This is a genomic window from Granulicella sp. L46, assembly GCF_009765785.1.
Lineage (GTDB): Bacteria > Acidobacteriota > Terriglobia > Terriglobales > Acidobacteriaceae > Granulicella.
Genome location: NZ_LMUT01000003.1, coordinates 362,170 through 380,777 on the forward strand (window position 1 = coordinate 362,170; position 18,608 = coordinate 380,777).

General features: G+C 55.7%; 14 protein-coding genes and 1 tRNA gene. 10 read left to right on the plus strand and 5 right to left on the minus strand.

All coding sequences use genetic code 11. From position 1 onward, the window contains the following. Positions 1-29: 29 nt before the first annotated feature. Positions 30-410 carry a hypothetical protein gene (locus tag GSQ80_RS02470; RefSeq protein WP_158785920.1) on the minus strand — a complete coding sequence of 127 codons (381 nt, stop codon included), beginning with the start codon at positions 408-410 and terminating at the stop codon, positions 30-32. Positions 411-1,600: 1,190 nt separating this feature from the next. Here GSQ80_RS02470 and GSQ80_RS02475 point away from each other — a divergent pair. From GSQ80_RS02475 to GSQ80_RS23815, 9 genes are all read left to right on the plus strand, one after another. Further along, on the plus strand, positions 1,601-2,575 hold the full coding sequence (locus tag GSQ80_RS02475; protein ID WP_158785921.1) for a VWA domain-containing protein: 975 nt from the start codon (positions 1,601-1,603) through the stop codon (positions 2,573-2,575). Between the two features lie 2,036 nt (positions 2,576-4,611). After that, on the plus strand, positions 4,612-5,265 hold the full coding sequence (locus GSQ80_RS02480) for an RNA polymerase sigma factor (protein ID WP_158785922.1): 654 nt from the start codon (positions 4,612-4,614) through the stop codon (positions 5,263-5,265). Then, complete coding sequence (locus tag GSQ80_RS02485) at positions 5,262-7,766, plus strand: glycogen/starch/alpha-glucan phosphorylase (protein ID WP_158785923.1); 2,505 nt, start codon at positions 5,262-5,264, stop codon at positions 7,764-7,766. The genes GSQ80_RS02480 and GSQ80_RS02485 overlap by 4 nt, the downstream gene beginning before the upstream one ends. 88 nt (positions 7,767-7,854) lie before the next feature. After that, on the plus strand, positions 7,855-8,697 hold the full coding sequence (locus tag GSQ80_RS02490) for a sulfite exporter TauE/SafE family protein (RefSeq protein WP_158785924.1): 843 nt from the start codon (positions 7,855-7,857) through the stop codon (positions 8,695-8,697). Beyond that, the gene (locus tag GSQ80_RS02495) at positions 8,698-9,075 is read left to right on the plus strand and encodes a DUF1634 domain-containing protein (RefSeq protein WP_158785925.1); all 378 of its coding nucleotides are present in this window, start codon (positions 8,698-8,700) and stop codon (positions 9,073-9,075) included. A gap of 386 nt (positions 9,076-9,461) precedes the next feature. After that, positions 9,462-11,021: a hypothetical protein gene (locus tag GSQ80_RS22950; protein ID WP_216850100.1), complete on the plus strand. Its 1,560-nt coding sequence runs from the start codon at positions 9,462-9,464 to the stop codon at positions 11,019-11,021. A 129-nt stretch (positions 11,022-11,150) separates the two neighbouring features. Next, positions 11,151-11,405: a PqqD family protein gene (locus GSQ80_RS02505; protein WP_158785926.1), complete on the plus strand. Its 255-nt coding sequence runs from the start codon at positions 11,151-11,153 to the stop codon at positions 11,403-11,405. Positions 11,406-11,423: 18 nt separating this feature from the next. Then, positions 11,424-12,815 carry a phosphotransferase gene (locus GSQ80_RS02510; RefSeq protein WP_158785927.1) on the plus strand — a complete coding sequence of 464 codons (1,392 nt, stop codon included), beginning with the start codon at positions 11,424-11,426 and terminating at the stop codon, positions 12,813-12,815. Positions 12,816-12,837: 22 nt separating this feature from the next. Further along, the gene (locus GSQ80_RS23815) at positions 12,838-13,227 is read left to right on the plus strand and encodes a lasso peptide biosynthesis B2 protein (protein ID WP_158785928.1); all 390 of its coding nucleotides are present in this window, start codon (positions 12,838-12,840) and stop codon (positions 13,225-13,227) included. Here GSQ80_RS23815 and GSQ80_RS02520 read toward each other — a convergent pair. After that, a complete protein-coding gene (locus GSQ80_RS02520) occupies positions 13,150-13,533 on the minus strand; it encodes a hypothetical protein (protein WP_158785929.1) in 384 nt (127 codons plus the stop codon). The genes GSQ80_RS23815 and GSQ80_RS02520 overlap by 78 nt on opposite strands. Before the next feature lie 141 nt (positions 13,534-13,674). Beyond that, positions 13,675-14,685 carry a LysR family transcriptional regulator gene (locus GSQ80_RS02525; RefSeq protein ID WP_158785930.1) on the minus strand — a complete coding sequence of 337 codons (1,011 nt, stop codon included), beginning with the start codon at positions 14,683-14,685 and terminating at the stop codon, positions 13,675-13,677. 684 nt (positions 14,686-15,369) lie between these two features. Here GSQ80_RS02525 and GSQ80_RS02530 point away from each other — a divergent pair. After that, complete coding sequence (locus GSQ80_RS02530; RefSeq protein WP_158785931.1) at positions 15,370-16,626, plus strand: site-specific integrase; 1,257 nt, start codon at positions 15,370-15,372, stop codon at positions 16,624-16,626. A 19-nt stretch (positions 16,627-16,645) separates the two neighbouring features. Here GSQ80_RS02530 and GSQ80_RS02535 read toward each other — a convergent pair. Next, positions 16,646-16,721, minus strand: a tRNA-Thr gene (locus GSQ80_RS02535). A gap of 436 nt (positions 16,722-17,157) precedes the next feature. Continuing rightward, positions 17,158-18,312, minus strand: coding sequence for a DUF6599 family protein (locus GSQ80_RS02540; RefSeq protein ID WP_158785932.1), 1,155 nt, complete (start codon positions 18,310-18,312; stop codon positions 17,158-17,160). Positions 18,313-18,608 lie beyond the last annotated feature (296 nt).

The following is an 18,608-nucleotide window of genomic DNA, read 5'->3' on the forward strand; positions in this document are numbered from 1 at the left end:
CGGAACTCTCAGCAGCCGCTAGGGGGGCCTTAGCTGACGATCGGGGGGGGAAGGAAAAAGAAACTGGTAAAACTTGTCGAGCGACGTCGATGCCAGGATATGGCAGGCTCAATTCTAGAAAGAACGAAGGTCGACGGGTTCAGCGCGATAGCCGCTAAGCAGAGCGCGATGCAAAATGGCAGCGCTTCTTGAGTCGGCACCGGAGGTAAATAGTCTCCGTTTACGTCACTCTTTTTTGTAACAGCGCGCTCGTTTTTTGAAAGAAGCTTAGCCTGAATAATAAGGTGGGCGTTGGATTGATGAGGTTTATAGAGAGAGAGCTTATATCCGAGACCCCAACTGAAAACGCAGATCGTCAGCGCGACGAAAACCATCGATGACCAAAATTGTGGACGCCGCGTTGTCTTCACACAATTCACTCGTATCAACCTTACACTTAGCGTCTAAAAAAGCTCTGCGACTTCGCAGATTACGAATTCGGTCTATTGTCGTCTTCAAATCGTTTGATGGCCGATGATATCGAAAGGATAGCCGAAAAGATTTTTATGACTGATCAGACTTTATAGGGTTTCCAATTGGCATCTGGCCCAAACAACATCGAAGCCTCCTCTGTGAGTTTATTATCATGCACTTGCGAGAATTTTCATGACTCTCAGTCTGCGTCAGAAACCGATGAGCTCAGTACATTTCAAGGATGAAGTCATCCATTTGTGAAATACGTGCAAAAGGATGATCTAACTCTCGCCTCAACGGGAAAGCCTGATGGCGCATAAAAACTATTGACGTGCGGCATCGCGTCTCGGCTGACCGAAACGGGTATAAGGAGGAAGAGCGCGAAACGCGCAAAGAAGTCAGTGACGGAGGTTAGTTCTGAAGATATCCTCGAACACCCGGCCGGAAAGGGACAACAGTAATGTTAAACCCGCGCCTAGATGGTTGAAAGTGACGAAAAACAAGAAGAAATATAGGTTGCCTGCCCCTGAGTGGCAGACGGACCCAACGCCCGCGGCAATCGTTATAGCTGGACTTGGAGCAGCCTGTGGAATTTACAGTGCCCTTATTGTGCAGGATGCTCTCACAAAGTCAGGGACTGTCACACTGCCCTGGCTCCCCCCCTGGCGGGCTCATATGGCAATCGCTTGCGTTGGAATTACGGCATTTGTCATCAGTCTATTTTTTCTCGAAGTGTTGAACCGACGATCAAAATATAAGGCGATGAAGTCGAGCGTACCGTGGCTATCTCTCGTGGTTGTCAGTGCTGTAGCGACTGCCATCCATATCCCGATCTATATTTTGATTGCTCTGAGCGCTATCTCTTGTTGGTGGGCATATCGTCGAACGCGCGCCATCCGCTGAGGCTTTCAGGCTTGCTGGAGCTGGAGGTTAGGCGCTGAAAGCATATGAGAGCACGTGGCGAAGACAACCGCTTTTCAGCGCTCATAAAGTTCAAATGACAGTCATAGCTGCAATTCTTATCGCAGATAAGGGAATCAGCTATCCGCAACTCATAGAAAGGCTTCCCCTTCATCGATTCTTTCTATGAGAAGCAAGGGCCACTTCCAGTTATGATTGCGCGTCTAGACAAACTCGAGAGTTCGCTGTGAAGCACAAGAAGGGCGGTCAAGTACCTATGAGGAGTGTTTGCGGTATCTGTGCTGCTGGGATGCTGTGCTTGGGACCGGCGCTCAACGCTCAAACCCAGTCGCCGGCCAGTGCCGCGGTGAACGTATCGATCCCTGTACTGGTAGAGCTGAATTCCGGAGAGGTAGACTTTGGTCTCTCGGCAACCGACTTTTCACTAAAGGACAACGGAATTGAACAGCAATTCCACCTCGACAAAAAAGCAGAAGCGAAACCTGTCGCGCTCGTTCTGGTGGTTCAGACTGGACGTGACGCGATGAAGGGATTGAGCCAGATTGCCGAGCTTTCTGACACACTTGACAGTTTCCTAGCGAAACCCGGGAGTCAAATCGCGATTCTGACTTTCGACGGCAGTCCACACTTAGTACAAGAATTCACCTCCGATCCAGAGTTGATCAGGAACACTCTCGGTTCGATTTCCAAGGGAAACTCTCACGCTGCGCTGTTTGACGCGGTGGACTTGGCAATTGGGTATTTTCGTAGAGCCCCGGTTGGTGATCAGAAGGAGATATTTCTCATTTCGGGCGAGCACGACCACGGAAGTGTTGAGTACGGTATGACGTCAGTGCTCCACGCCGCAAACTCCAGCGATGTATCGATTGATAGCTTCACGTTTAGGTCGGGCGGTGTTGAATTATTCGGCAGACTCCATACCATCAATCCGCTCAACATGGCCACAAGCTCGATGGAGAAGAACACGGTTGCCACGTTAGCAGAACTCACAGGCGGAGAATTTTTCCGATTCCGCGGTGAAGCGGATCTGCAGAATTGTGCGGACAGGGCTGCGAGCCATCTCCGAAGTCGATATATCTTGACGTTCGAACCAAGTAGCCCGCAACCGGGGTTTCACTCTCTACAAGTCGCAGTGCTGGCGCCCGGCGCAAAGATTGCTTCGGCACGAGATAGTTATTGGATATCGCAGGAAGCGCCTTGAATAGCGGGGAATTCGCTTCAATGATCGAGAGGACAAGCTTCTGTGGCATCGATAGTCTGGTTCGAGCCAGCAGCACAAAAGGCGAAGGGATTCCTTCGGTGAGGTGACCGTGTATCCATTTTGGGTCTTCTGCGCGATACCGTCCGTAGCTCTCTTTTGCAGTGCCTTCCTCATCATGCACGACGAACACGGAGTACTGCGGGCGCAAGCATCCGAGCTACGACCGTCTGGTCGCGCCCCGATTTTTAGTAATGCATCGGACATGAAAGGACGCCGCGCGATAGAACTTATTTCCACGGAGGAGCTTTACAACTTGTTGCATCAATCGGAGGATGTCATCCTCATTGATCTGAGGCCAAGCCGGGAGATGAAGCCAATCACAATTCCGATGGCAAACATGTTACGCGTGGCGCCGAGCGAGTTGCGGGATCTACTCTTCTGGCTGCCGCCCGCAAGCAGCGTCGTTCTATATGGGTCACTTGACCTTTGTCTTTCAGTAACTCAAGCGGTCCCCCAGTTGCCGGGCATTGCCCCGGTGTACATGCTGAGAGAACTCGACACATTGGTTGATCGACCGGGCTCCTCGACAGTTGCGAACGAGCCTTAAGAGGGCAATGCGAACCAAGCGAGGGAATGATCTTCAAGTAGCTATGCGGCACCACTATAGAGAAAGACTGTCATATGAAAACAAATCGCATCTCCTCTACAGGACCGAGATCGCCAAGTTCTTTAGTAGTTACTCTGGTCAAGTTTCTGTTTATCGTGATCTTGGCCTTATTGTTTTTCCTATTAGTCAATACCATGAGACGTCACCACTTCTTCAGTGGTGGGGGGCGATATAACCAGCACCGTACCAGCGCCCCTTAATTCATTGGGACAGCCGGACGAAGCCAAGATAGTGCTGTCACCACTCCGAACAGCGTACTCCCAACAACTACACTCATGGCTGCGCGACCGCAACTTGCACCGCTCGATGCCAGCCAGCCGCTCAGCTTCGATAGCAAGACGCGTTGAGCTTCCAAATTTGGGCAACAGTGTTTCAAGAGTTGGAGTCTGTTGCATGAAATCTGATGGTTCATAGAAACTCTTTTGGCTATCCTTCCGCCCGGATATGCTATCTAAGCCATTGAAAGATAAAGTAGAGCTAGACATTCGAACTGAACGGCGTTAGATGAGATTTGCCCAGGACTTGATCTGAGTGAACTTTGTGAACCCAACCCGGCGTGCACGACTCTGGTTTTCGATTGCCTTCGTTGCGTTGGCGCTTTGTGTCGTCAGTTGGGGTCTTGGGTACAAGCTCTCGCTGTACGCTCCGCCCCAATCCAACTCGCATCTGTTGCCCCACGCAAAGCTCCTTTCAAAGAATGAGCGGATCGTCAGAGAGAAAAGTCCGCTGATTGACGATTCAGTGCCGCCTTCGCCCGTAGCCCGAGGAGTACTTCTCTTGTGGGTTACGTTTCCGTTCGCAGCTCTTCTCCTGAAGACGCCAACGTTCCGCCTATGGGAGCTTGAGGCAAAGAGAGCCTGGCACCTCCGTCGCCTCTCTTGTCTGAACAGCTTCTTTTTCCGCCCACCCCCAATCCTCGGCTAGTTTTCCTCGGAGCGGCTGCTGAAACGTCAGATATCGATCCCGGTCAGCTGACACAGAACACCGCTCAGAAGGATGGCCCCTCCACGCGAAGACGCTCACGGAGGCGGAGATGCCAAATCTCCCTCCACCTATAGGAGCACCGCCCTGGATCGAAAACTCGAAACTGAGGTCGTTTCGCGTGGTTGCCGACACCAAGAACCATCACAGAGCGGTTGTCGAACTTCATCTTACGTAGCCCGCCTGCAAATCAATTGATCCTCAAGCGGGGACTGAGCTGCGGCCGTAATGACACAGAGCCAATGCGGGACCCCATTCGCCAAGGGTTTGAGGCCTGCGTTCGGCTACAGCGCACAAACGTGACTTTGATACGAGGTGTTTCGGGATGTTGGATGCTACACAATCTTTTCCGAGGATGGAACCGCCTCCGAGGACCTGCGCCTCTGGCTTGGGCGATATCGACGAGCTGGTACGCACGTACAAGTCTTATATCCTGCGATTCGCATTGGTGAGGTTGCGAGATCGAGACCTGGCGGAGTCGGTCACCCAGGACTGCTTTCTGCGTGCGTTTTATTCGCAATCGCTCTATCGAGGTGAATGCAGCGTTCGTACATGGCTGACAACGATCGCGATTAACCTGATTCACGACATCACCCGGTCGAAGCGACGTCAATTCTGGCAGGAAGCAGCCCGTTCCGCCATCGACGTGGGTGATATCCACGATAGGACCCCCAGCCATCACTTATCGCCAGAGGCCCACCTGCTGCTGCGGGAACAGCTCGCAGGCATTTGGGACACCGTCGATGGGCTCTCGAAACCACAAAGGGAAGTCTTTCTCATGCGCTTCGCCTGCGAGATGAAAGTTACCGAGATCGCAGACATCACTGGCATGAACTTGAGTACCGTCAAAAGCAACCTTCATCGCGGGCTCGAAGCCGTTCGCTCCCAGCCCCGGAGAACTGCTCGGCCGCGCCCACCCCGAAACAAGTTTGCCACTCTGGAAGCAGCAAAGCCCAACCGGCGAAACTGGCGGGTGCAGATTGTCCCGGCTGGAGGCTCGAAAAGCGAAGACCTGATTGGACAGAAGGAGAAGGCGTCGTGAATTCCCACAACATCAAGGTGAGCGCAAAACGCACAAAAGAGCTGTCAGCGGCATTTTTGAATCATCTATCGCTGACAGTGGGCCGGGTGCTCGATAATTCCACGCCTCTTGAGCAGTATCGCGCGCTCTCGTACTTGGTTCGAGACCAAATCATGGGGCACTGGATTGAGACGGTCCAATCCTATCGACAGCGCGACGTGCGAGTGGTTGCGTATCTCTCGGCTGAATATCTGCTGGGCCCGCACCTCCTCAATGATTTGGAATGCCTGGGCTGTACCAGCCCCGTTGCCGAGGCGCTCCAGGGCCTCGGCATCAGTCTGACCGACTTGGCGGCACACGAACCGGAGCCTGGCCTCGGTAATGGTGGCCTCGGACGCCTTGCCGCTTGCTTCATGGACTCGCTGTCGACACTTAATGTCCCCGCAATTGGCTATGGTTTGCGATATGAGTTCGGAATCTTCCGGCAGGAGATTCAAGACGGCTGGCAGATCGAGAAATCCGACAAATGGTTGCAATACGGCAATCCCTGGGAAATTCCAATTTCCGACGCCTCTTTCGAGGTTAAGTTTGGTGGCCATACGGAGACCTGGCGGGACGAAACGGATGGCCTACACTGGCGCTGGGTACCCTCACAAATTGTGAAAGGCATTCCCTATGACACTCCCATTCCTGGTTACAGGACGAGTACCGTAAATCGGCTACGTCTCTGGCGAGCCGAGGCGATCGAATCGTTTGACCTGGCCGCGTTCAACAGTGGCGATTACATGGGGGCCGTGCAGGAGAAAATGCGCTCGGAGACGATCTCGAAGATCCTTTACCCGAGCGACGAAAAGGAATCTGGGAAAGTGCTGCGGCTAGAGCAACAGTACTTCTTCACGTCATGCTCCTTGCAGGACATGATTCGCTTGCATCTGCTGCAGCACAAGACCCTCGATGAGTTTGACCGCAAGTGGTCGATCCAGCTGAACGATACGCATCCGTCGATCGGCATCGCTGAACTGATGCGACTGCTTATGGATGAGCATGGCTTTAAATGGGAACGGGCGTGGGACATCACGCAAAGCACTTTCGGCTATACGAACCATACGCTTCTGCCTGAGGCCTTGGAGCGATGGTCTCTTCCGCTCTTCCAGGCGCTGTTACCGCGGCACCTGGAGATCATCTTTGAGATCAACCGACGATTTCTTGACGATATGGGCTCGAAATATCCGGGCGATGATGCGCGGATGCGGCGGATGTCGCTGATTGACGAAGAGGGAGGACGCTCGGTCCGCATGGCTCATCTGGCGGTTGTGGGCAGTAAAGCCGTCAATGGCGTAGCCGAACTGCATACCCAGCTATTGGAAGCGGAGACGCTGCGCGACTTCTACGAGGCGTTCCCCGAGCGGTTCAGCAACAAGACCAATGGCGTTACGCCACGCCGCTGGCTGATGCTGAGCAATCCCTCCCTGGCCGCACTGATCAACGAGGGCATTGGAACAGCGTGGCACACCGATCTGTACCAACTTCGCGATCTCGAAAGATATGCGGACGACACGGGCTTTCTGGAGCGGTGGCGGCAGGCGCAGGAATCGTCGAAGGCTTCTCTGGCGGAATACATCGACAAAACCATGGGCATCGGCATCGATCCAAAATCGATGTTTGATGTTCAGGTGAAACGTATCCATGAGTACAAGCGGCAGCACCTGAACGCGTTGCACATTCTGGGGCTTTACTGTCAGCTCAAGAATGGAGTACTTGGAGACATGCAGCCGCGGACTTTTCTTTTCGGCGGAAAGGCGGCGCCGTCGTACACGATGGCGAAATTGATGATCAAGTTGGTATGCAGCGTGGCCGATCTTGTGAATAGCGATCATGAAGTTCGCGACATCCTGAAGGTCGTGTTTCTGCCGAACTACAACGTATCGCTCGGGCAGCGCATCTATCCGGCAGCAGACCTCTCGGAGCAAATTTCTACTGCCGGAAAGGAGGCCTCCGGAACTGGCTGCATGAAGATGCAGATGAACGGAGCCCTCACCATCGGGACATTGGACGGAGCGAACATCGAAATTCGGCAGGAAGTCGGCGAAGAGAACTTTTTTCTGTTTGGCTTAACGGCCCAGGAGATTGACCAGAAGCGGCACGAAGGATACCGGCCTGGGGACTACTACGAACGCGATCCTCTGCTCCATGAGGTCATCGATGGTCTCGCCGACGGAAGGTTCAGTCAGGGAGACCGTGAATTGTTCTTACCGCTCGTCCAGAATCTGATGAACCTCGATCCGTACATGCTCATGGCCGACTTCGCCTCTTACCGCAAGGCGCAGTCCGAAGCATCGATTTTCTATTCCGACGCAACTCGGTGGAGCCGCATGTCCCTTCTCAATTCGGCACGTTCCGGTAAGTTTTCGTCGGATCGAACGATCCGAGAGTATTGCGAGCAGATCTGGGATGTTCCTGTGGGTTCTCCACGTACTGTGACTTCCAAGAAGTCCCGCAAGAAGCCAGGAGTCACTAGATGACGGTCCAGCAACAGTATTCGTGGGCCCTGGGCGCCGTCGAATTGCGCAGGATAATGCGTGGCAAGCTAGCCTCGTATAAAAGGACACCATGAGCCTTGTCGTCTTCACCAGCCTGCTGTTCATCACGTCGGTCATCGCTGGGTTTCTGGGGTCTCTGACCGGGCTGGGCGGGGGCGTGGTGATTGTCCCGGTGCTTGCGCTGCTCTTCAAAGTGGACATTCGATATGCCATCGGTGCTTCGCTCGTCTCTGTGATTGCGACGTCCTCTGGTGCGGCGGTTGCCTACGTTCGGGAGGGCTTATCGAATATCAGGATAGGAATGTTCCTCGAAGTAGCGACTACTCTTGGGGCGCTGCTCGGCGCGTATCTTACGGCGAAGGTTTCAACTCATTGGATTGCCATGGTTTTCGGAGTTGTGCTGCTCTACTCTGCGGTGTCATCCTTCCGTCAGAAGTCAGACAACGTTAGCCCAGAGCCGAAGCAAGCGAATGCGCTCGCCGAAAGGCTAGAGTTGAAAGGCTCTTACCCCGGACCCAATGGCCCCGAGCCCTACATCGCGCAAAGAGTTCCACTGGGCTTTGGAATCATGTTCGGTGCCGGAACGCTATCAGGTCTATTGGGTATCGGCTCGGGTGCCGTAAAGGTGTTGGCGATGGATCAAGCGATGAAGCTGCCCTTCAAGGTATCCACCACCACCAGTAACTTTATGATCGGCGTCACGGCGGCTGCCAGCGCGGGCATCTACCTCTCGCGCGGTTATATCGATCCAACCATCGCCATGCCGGTGATGCTCGGCGTGCTTGCTGGGTCGCTCTTCGGCACACATATCCTGGTCAAGACCAGAGTCAAAACTCTCAAGAATGTATTTGCGTTGGTTATCGTCGCCCTTGGGGTGGAGATGATTTACAGCGGCATCGCGGGGAAGATCTAAATGAGCAAGCCCACCGATCAGGATGTAGACATCTCCGTTGCCGCGATGCTTCGCATCGGCATAACCCTGGCTGCGACCGTTGTGTTTGCAGGCGGCGTGCTGTATCTCCGTCACCCGTGGGCGACGACTCCCAATTACTCGCACTTCCAAGGGGCCGGACGCTCGCTCAGCACCGTCTCAGGAATAGGGGGCGGTCTCATTCATTTCCATCCACAGAGCGTTATTCAGTTTGGCCTGTTGCTGCTGATTGCGACGCCTGTTGCGCGTGTTGTGCTGTGCATCATCGGGTTTGCCAGGCAGAAAGATCGCTTGTACGTTCTCGTGAGCTCGGTCGTTCTGCTCGTGCTGATCTATAGCTTGAGCAAGGGTGCTCGATAGAGCACGCTTACAACGCAGTCCAGTAGTGGCAGCCGTGGAGACCGCCTCTGACGATAATCATGCTCCTCGATAGGATTGAGTCCTTCTAAGTCGGGCAGTGTCCACGAATCTCATTGAGGAGGGACCAGATAATCGGACACTGCAGCGTTTCTCGGGACTGACCTACAAGCCAAGTGAGCTGGCTTGTAGATTAGTCCTCGATAAGGTTTGGAAGGGCTAGCCACCCGCCAAGGGTGAAATCCTAATTCTAGATTATCTGATTTCGACGGGCGTACTCGTCTCTGTCGCAGAAGCAACCACTGTGTTCTGATGATTTGTATCTCCTGTGGTTTCCTTTGCGATATCGCAACTCCCATGTTGAGTATTTTCAGGAGGAGCACTTCGCTGTGTATCAATACGTTCCGCGCCCACAGATTATCGAAGTGCTCACGCACCTCAGAGACCTGTTTCGACAGATCGAGCTCACCAATGAGCGCGAGCAATTAGCCGCGCAACGGCGCGATATCGTCGCAAAATATCTCATCTCCAATCTGCGCCGAACGAGTGACCACCCAACACTCCATGCGGTGATGGAAATTGCGGAGACTTTCCTGCTGACCATCGGAGGGGCGCACGGGCTGTTCGGGTATGATCTGGACGCCATTCGCCAATATGACCTGCAATGGAACGCTGGCCGCACCCACGTCATTGAGGCTTACACTTTCGAGCGGGACCGGTTAGTAGACCTTCCTTTGGAACTGGCTCCGGCACCTGCATTCGAATCCGATGCGATGCTAGGTGACTTGGTACGGCTGTGGGAGCCTCCGCTTCCGATTCGGGGTTTGGACGCAAGGAGATGGCGTCGGCCAGGAATGTTTTATGTCCATGTCGGAATGGAGGATAGTCAAGGCACAAGCCTGCCACCGGGGTCGATGGCGCTCGTCGAGCCTATCGACCACGCCGAAGCCCAGCGTCCCAATCCGCGCTTGATTTATCTGCTCCAGTTCGGGAACGGGTATCGCTGTAGTCGATGTGTTGTGACTCGCGGAAAGCTACAGTTGCTCGCGACGACGCGAATCTACGCCAGGGCGCAGGAGTTCGCCTACCCGGGCGAAGTGCGGGTGGCAGGACGAATTCGCATGTTTGCCCATGCTCTCCCGCAGCCAGAGCACAAGATACAGGGTTCATTACCGCTACGCCGTTTCGGCGCCGCCCTCATCCTGCCTTGGGAACACAGGACGAGGGACCACTTGTTGATGACCAAGTACCGGCGCTTTCAGCGATCCAAGGAGGAAGAAGCGGCGATTCGAGAATTGTTGGAAAACCTGCTTCAATCCCCGTTGAGCGGAAGAACGGAACGGCGATATCGCAGTCCCGGCTCGTCGGAGCCGCATGTCAGTGCCTTGATCCAGCTCACGCTTGCTCATTTCGCGCGCTACTCCGACTCGCTCCGGGGTAGTGGTCCTCCGATCAGCGATCGTGGGCACTATTCGCTCGAAACGATGCTCAATGCGCGCCGCTTCTCCGAGCTATCGGCGCACGCAGATCAGGCACCTCTGCCGAAGCCGAGCCCGGTCTGGAAGGCGATGGGCCCGGAGTTTGTGGATTGGGCGCCTCTTTTGTCGCTGAAGTTTCCGACGCTGCACTTACGCAATTCCCCGGTGGTACGACTGGCGCACCCCTGTGACCTCCAGGGCGTCGAACCTACGATAGCTGCCGGGTCATGGATGCTGCTGGAACCCATTGTTGCTCCTCCTGAGATAGAGAACGAGCGGAACAAGAGAGGATGGTCCCGACCGTTCTACGTGCTTCGCCGAGGTATGAACATCCTTAGTGGCTATCTTGAGCAAGAAGGAGCCGGATACGTTCTACTATCCAGCACACAGGGGCTTCCGACAAAAGTGGCGTTCGGTGCGGACGAGGTTGCGGCGTTGAACCGGGTTACGGGAGTAGCCGTGCCTGTCTAGGTCTCGTGACCATGGCGGAGTAAGTTTGGCCAAACGTACAGGTTCTTTCTCGCTCCTCACAAGTTCCGGAGTACGCTCTGTTCACTGCCCCGCTGTCTTCGGATGCGATGGCGTGGCGAAAGGGCGCTCATGGTGAACGAACGGACTCCGCTTCGAACTGTAATCAACGAGGATGGCGCAGCCGTTCTGGACATGCCGTCGGGCACGATCACGACCCTGAATCCCACGGGCGCTTATATCTGGCAGGCGTTGCAGCGCGGGGAGACGGCCGAGACGATTGCGGCGAATCTTGCCCGCGAGACCAACGAAATCCTTGAGGTGGTGGAGCGCGGCGTGGCCGCCTTTCTAGCCGAATTGAAAGAGCATCGTCTGTTGGCTCATTGAAGTTGCAGAGGGGACGACATGGCTATACACGCTCCGGCTTTCGAATGTACCGAGTACCGCGTCGTTCTGATCCATCCGGCCTCCCGTATGTTGCTGGCCGTCGATGGTGCAGGCAAGCATCGGCTCCCGCGTATCAACGTCCCAGCAAACACCCGCGTGGTTCCGAATTTGCATCGGGCGATGGTGACTGGATGGGGTATCCATGGACTGGTGCTTGATTTTCTCTCGCTGGAGGAAGGAACTTCGCCGTGTGCCGTCGTGGAGTTGATCTCCGAGGATGCACCCAGCGCATTCCGCGCAGCGTCTGTCGAACAGATTTCGGAAAGCGACCTTTCAGAGCACGAACGCGGCCTGCTGTATGCCCTACTACGGGGAGAGACGGAAAGCCCATTTTCTCGCTTGGGCTGGATTGCTGAGGCGATCCATTGGGTCGAGCAAGCGACAGGCGCAACGATCACGTCCAGGCTGGACATCGAGCAGTTCAATGCCGGAGGAGCGTTCGCGCTGCTACGTTTCCCGATGCGGAATGGACGGAGCTACTGGCTGAAGGCAACGGGATGGCCCAACGCACATGAACTACCTGTCACGCTTGTTCTATCGAAATTTTGTCCTGGCCATCTTCCGGAAATCCTCGATGTAAGACCGGAGTGGAATGCGTGGATCACGCCGGACAAGAGGACCGGCGATCCAATGCTTCCGGTGGACCCTACTGAGCGCCTCGCACTCCTCGAATGCGCTGTGACGGCGATGGCGGAGCTTCAGCTTCGAACAATTGGGTGCGATACAGAACTACTTGCTGCGGGCGGGTTCGATCAACGCGTGGGTGTCCTGCGTGCGGACTCGGAGTTGCTGTTCGAGAGAATCCGTGAGGCCATGAGCCTGCAAACGTCCACCAAGGCACCTCGTATTGAGGGGGAGCGACTGAGGCGGCTTCACCGGACCTTCGACGCGACGTGCGATTTCGTCGAAGAGATGGCGATTCCGGTAACGGTGCTGCATGGAGACATGAATGCGGGCAACGTGCTGTATGACGATGGCCATTGCCAGTTCATTGACTGGTGCGAAGCATACATCGGATACCCGTTGGTGACGCTGCAACACCTTCTCCTGCTGAATCAACCTGCGGATGTCGAGCTCAAGACCAGCTGGGATCGAACCTTGATCGACCGCTATCGCGCCGTCATGAGCGAGGTCTGCGGTCAGGATGCAATGGACCAAGGGATTGCCTGTATGCCAATCATTGCCGCCGCATCCGCTATGTATGGACGGGGTGATTGGCTGCGGTCCTCAATAGCAATCAACCCCCACCGACAGGGGTATGTCCGCACACTCGCAAGACATATGGACCAGGCTGCGCGGGATACGGCATTGCTGAACGTCGTTCTGGAATCCCGGGCGTATGGCCGATAAGGGCGAAGGAAGGTGAACCAAGATGAGACTGATTCTCGAAAGCTGGGCTTACTTACTTTACTGCGGATGTCTGATGCGCTTCTGCGGCTTTGAAAAGGTTCACACCGCAGTTCGCAGACGGCCGACTGCGAACAATCCGCCTCATGTCAGCGATACAGCACTCTGCCATGCGATGGATCTCGCCTGCGTCTTCTGGTTGAAACGGGTGTTGTGCCTGCAGCGCTCGGCGGCCACAACGATTCTGCTCCGCCGTCATGGCTGGAGTGCCGAAATGGTGATCGGAGCGCAACTGCTCCCGTTCCAATCTCCCCGCTTGGTCATGTCGATGCATCTCCTACATCGACTGTCCGGTCAGGGAGCCAATCCAACCGGCTCCCCAACCGAGCACTCCGGCACCGAACAGCGCGCCTAAGAGCCCTGGGATTGCGTCCTGGAATCTGCCACTCATCATGCGGATTCCAGCGAAGATGAGTCCGCAGAAGCAGATGACCGCACCCGCATAGATTGCGAAGGTTTGCACTGTTTGCATGAAGGTTTGAGCGCCGCTGAAGCTGATCGTTCCCTGTGCGTGTGCGACGCCCGCGAAGGTGAGCGCGACCAGGGTCGGCCACATCACACGCACTGCACGGAGTAGATTTTGTTTCGAGAAGAGTTGTGCCAATCGCTTGGCAAGGTGGGCTGTGCTGCTTGGGATAACCACACGGTATCTACGGGACATCGGCACCTCCATCGACTGGTCTCAGTCGGGAATATGCCGTGATGATTGGGCCAGCGCTATGCTCGCGTCCAATACGTATTATTTATCGGGTGATAGCTCCGAAGTATCACCTCGTTCTATCTCGCACCAATGCTTCAACTTCTAACCGATGAGCGTCATTTGAATCGGCTCATCTTTCACGCGTTGAGAAGGACGCTTTCCATTGGCGACGGAGGTTTGTGCAGAGATGGATACTTTGTTCGGTGCGGTCTCTTTGCCATGCTGAGGGAACTGCTTCATGAGCCGCTTGACCAGGATTGGAATGGTCTTCGGATGGCGCACTTTGTGATAGATCAACGCTGTATCCACGGTCCAATCCACGCCGGCAATCGGGCGGGTCGTTAGCTCTTCATCGAGGTTTGTTCCCTCCCGGATCAACGCGAAGCCATGTCCTCCTTTGACCAGCGTCTGCACCTCGGAGGGATGCGAGGCGCAGGAGTGTTCTTCAAGCTGCACACCGGCGTCTGTGAGCAGTTCCAGCAGACGCTCGTGAGCATCCGGATGTCGCTGTGGGTGATAAAGGACCGCAAGATTGCCCTGCAAATCGGCGGTCTGTAGAGAGGCTTTCGCAGCCAGCGGATTGTCTCGCCGCAAGCAGGCAACGAGCCGGTCTCGCCGCAGTTCTTCGATGCATAGATCCGGGTGCCGCAAGGGCAACGTCACAAAGGCGGCATCTACCGTTCCCGACACAACTTCTTCCGCCAGATGCGCCGTGTCTCCATGCGTTGGCCGCACAGGGCAGCCGGGAAGGATCTCTTTGTGTAGATCGCAGAAGGTTCGAAACAAGCTGTGATCGACCAGCGGAGTGCATCCGAATCGAACGGAGCTAACCTCGCCGCGCTCAATCGCTATGAGTGCATCGAGCACTTCGTCGCGCGTCTCCAGAAGGAACCGGGCCAAGACCTTGAAGGCAACTCCAGTATCGGTAGGCCGAATACGCCCTCCCTTCATCTTGCGGAAGAGACGAAGCGAAGCGTTCTCCTGGAACTGTCGAGCCTGAACGCTGAGATTGGGTTGCGCTGTACGCAACTCCTCCGCAGCAGCTCGGAATCCCTGTCTGTCCAGGATCGTCAGCAAATACCTGAAATGGCGAAGCTCGGCCCATTCATACATAGGTCACCGCTCGACAAGAAGTAGTAGCGCTCTCGACTCAACTCCAAAAGAGCGGGTAACCGCATCTCCGCCTATGGAAATTCTGGCAATCTGAATCCCGGTTATCAACAGAAAAGTCGATTTTGGCCATAATTACGCCACGCGACTAAATGCCTGTTTTCGACGAAGTTGCTCCGAGGTGATACGTGAAACGTATCACCCGATAAATGAAAAGTATTAGACAGGACTCTTCTGTCGAGAGAGGCTAGGCACATTTCCCGGTATCTTCCGATGCCGTCATTCCACGTTTGGAGATGCTGTATGGCTTTCGCGGTACGAGGTGATTGGGATTTGACTTGAGTGAGAGCTACAGTTCCTTCACCTAGTGACCGAAGAGGATGAGCGCGAAATGGAGGGGTTCCATGTTTCCGTCATATGCAGTCAGTTCTCAGGAAGGCCCTAGCGGGCTGAAGATGGAGATATTAGACTCAAATGAACTGGCGTTGCGGCTCAAGGTCAAAGAATCCTGGGTCATCGAGCAGAGTAAGCGATCTCGCACATCCGACCCAATCCCGGTCTTCCGGCTTGGGAAGCACAGGCGCTATCGCTGGGGCTCACCCGAGATGAATGACTGGTTGTCCCGCCGCGTCAGCTACACAATTACACACAGGGCTGGGGCCCATTGAATCTCGAAAGGAGATTGGAATGGCCCAGCAAGGAAGTTTGTATATGCATCATGGCAGTTGGTATGTCCGCTATTGGGTGACCGTCACGAACGCTGACGGCTCCGTCACGCGGAAAAACCCTGCCCAACGTTTAGCGAGCGTGAAGGATTATCCGAAAAGGTCGGAGATCATTCCGCTCAAAAACCGCTTCATCGACGGCTTGAGAGCGGTCGGATTTGTGCCGGAGGCGGGGATATCCCTCGATGACTTCGTCGAGCGGACGTTCCTTCCAGCTTGCGAAAAGCGGCTTTCAGGCGCGGGAGTCAAGTGCTACCGCGATACTTGGAAGTGCCATCTCAAAGCACCTGCAGCCGGCTTGCGTTTTCGGGACGTTCGCCCTGTGCATCTCCAGAACCTGCTCAACGCAGTGGAGGAGAAGCACGGGAGGAATCTCGCGCACGCGACATACAGGACAATGAAGGTTACGCTGAGCGCGATCTTCACTGAGGGTCGCAATCTCGGCCTGTATGACGGTACAAACCCAACCACCGGTGTCAGAATCCCCAAGGGCAAAAAGCATGGAAGAAAGCGTCTTGCATATAGCCTTGACGAGATCCTGAAGCATCTGGAGGTGTTCTCTCAGGAAGGTCCTCTCGTAATTCCCAAAGCTCTGCCGCGTAAGCGGAGGGCCGGGATCGGTCGACGAAAGAAGATCGGGGACGGCAATCATCGTCCAGTGGTTAGCGCAAGCGTCATACGCGCCATCATTGGGGTGACGGGATTTGCAGGATTACGGCAAGGAGAGATTCGAGGACTGTGGTGGGATGACGACCGTGAAAACGTACTCGCCGTCTGCCGCAGTGTTTGGCGCACGACGCTGAAGAGCACCAAGACGGAGGAGGACATCGATGAACCGGGGTACGTGCCCATCATCCAGCCTCTCCGCCTACTGCTCGACGCGATCAAGCCGGAACACGCTGCCGGGTTCATCTTCCCGAATCGCGTGGGAGGGGCGCTGGACCTCGACAATCTCTCGGACCGTGTCATCAAGCCCATATTTGAAGCGCATGGCTTGGAGTGGAAGGGGTGGCATGCCTATCGTCGCGGTCTCGCAACGAACCTCAAGGAACTGGGAGTGGAAGACACCACGATCCAGTACATTCTGAGGCACGAAAACGTGACGACAACGCAGCGTTTCTACATCAAGACGGCGCCGAGAGTGGCGCATGAAGCGATGCAGAAACTGCAAGAAAAAATCAGTGGTACACCACTTGTACACCAAGCGATGATCCACTGATTGTAAGTTGAAGAAAGTATGGAGCCGACGAACGGACTTGAACCGTTGACCTGCTGATTACGAATCAGCTGCTCTACCAACTGAGCTACGTCGGCGACTCCTTCGTCATTCTATCGGCAATCACTTCATCCGCAAAATCTCGCGCGCTCGCCGACCAACTCACCCCCACTTCTTCCTCTCATCCCACCATCAACATCACGTACACACCTCTCTTACCAAAGTTTCTATCCTGTTATCCACAACGCAAAAGGGCCGCCCGGCAACAGGGCGACCCTTTTCTATGGGAGGCAGTTCCAACGGAGGCAAAGCCATCGAAACTCTCTGAGTGCAAGACTATGTTCGACCTCCGGTGCTGTCAAGAAAGTTTTCCAGCTTTTATCATCTCCATCAAAATCAACAACTTATACGATTTATCTCCCACTCACTCTGGTTTTCTCCGGTTTTTCCGGGTGACTTCCACAATCCCCCAAAAACCACCTCCCCAACCCCCGGAACCTTCCCAAAACCCTTCCCCCTCAACCCGAAGCCCCCCTAAGCTCCCTCAGCCGAGTCCGGCCCCCGAAACACCGCCGGCTTATTCTGCGGAGCCAGGTGCAAGCTCAAAAACTCCGCCTCCACCGCCGCTGGCTTCCCCCGCAGCACCCGGAACCACGCCCGCCCAAACCCCAGAAACAGCCCCAGCAGCACCGCCCCCGCTCCCAGCACGCCCGACAGGATCGCAATGTTCTCCAGCAGCGAAAACGTCTGCGCCGCCACCACCTTGAACGCCGGATGAGCATCCTGGTTGAACGTCATCTGGCTCAAGTGGATACCCGAAATCATCTGCTGCGCAGCATCTCCCGAAAACGTCCCCGTAGCCAGGAGAACCAGCGTCCCTTCCTGCCGCAGCCACGCCCCGCCGCTCTTCAGCGCCGGCACTTCGCCCTGGACCGTCTTCGCCGCCTCCTGCGCCAGCGTTGGCGTCGGATACATCAGCATCGTCAGCGTCTCTTGCCCGCGCGCATCGTCATACTGAGCCGTCACCGCCTCCGGCTCCATCTTCCAGTTCAACGACGCAGCCGGCACCACCCCACCGCCCGCCGCATAGCTCACCTGTCCCAGCGCGTACCGCAAACTCCCCCCCACTAACCCCTTCGCCGGAGTCAGCGTCGGCAGAATCGGCACCGCCCCCGTGTTCCCGAAGGCCTTCGGCATCAGCTCCACCAGCGGCCGCAGCCCCGCCACATCCTGCGCCGTCGCCGCCCCCGGAAACTCCGCCAGCACCACCGACTTCCCCCTCATGAACAACACCGCGTTCCCACCCACGGCATCGTATGTCACCAGGTCACCCCCCACCCGCATCCCCGGCCGCTCAGACAACGTAAACGCGCTATAAGCCCCAGTCCGATCGCCGAACTCCACCGCCTCAACATGCACCGTACGTCCACCCCGCGTGTAGTCCGCCGCCTTCGACCGAATCTCACCACACTCGCCCAACACATGCGGACCCACACCCAGCAGCGAAGCCCCGGAAGTCGATCCCGCCGTCGCAGCCGGATTCGCACCCGCCGCCGCGTCCACCCGCGTCCACTCCCCAAACTTCGCCGGCAACAGCGGCGCCGCCGGCTCCATTAACGACACCGAACCCTGCGCCCAACTCACTCCTGCGCTCACTGCCAGCCCAGCCAACATCACCGCCAGCGCCACGCACCGTCTTGTCCTGAAAACCAACCCCATACAAGGCAAAGACTACACCAACACCCCAAACGGTAGCATCCTCCCCACTCGCCACGGCCGCCTCGCCGTTGCGTTTGCGTCAGTCTTTGCTCTTCCCTTTCTTTTCTGTCATTCCCCCTGGAAGTCTGCTCCTTCTTTTGCCTTGCTTTTGCTTTTGCCTTCGCCTTTCTAACTGTCATTCCCCCTCTGCTTCTTCTTTTGCCTTTGCCTTCGCCTTTCTGGCTGTCATTCCGAGCGCAGCGAGGAACCTGCTTCTCGCGCAAAGC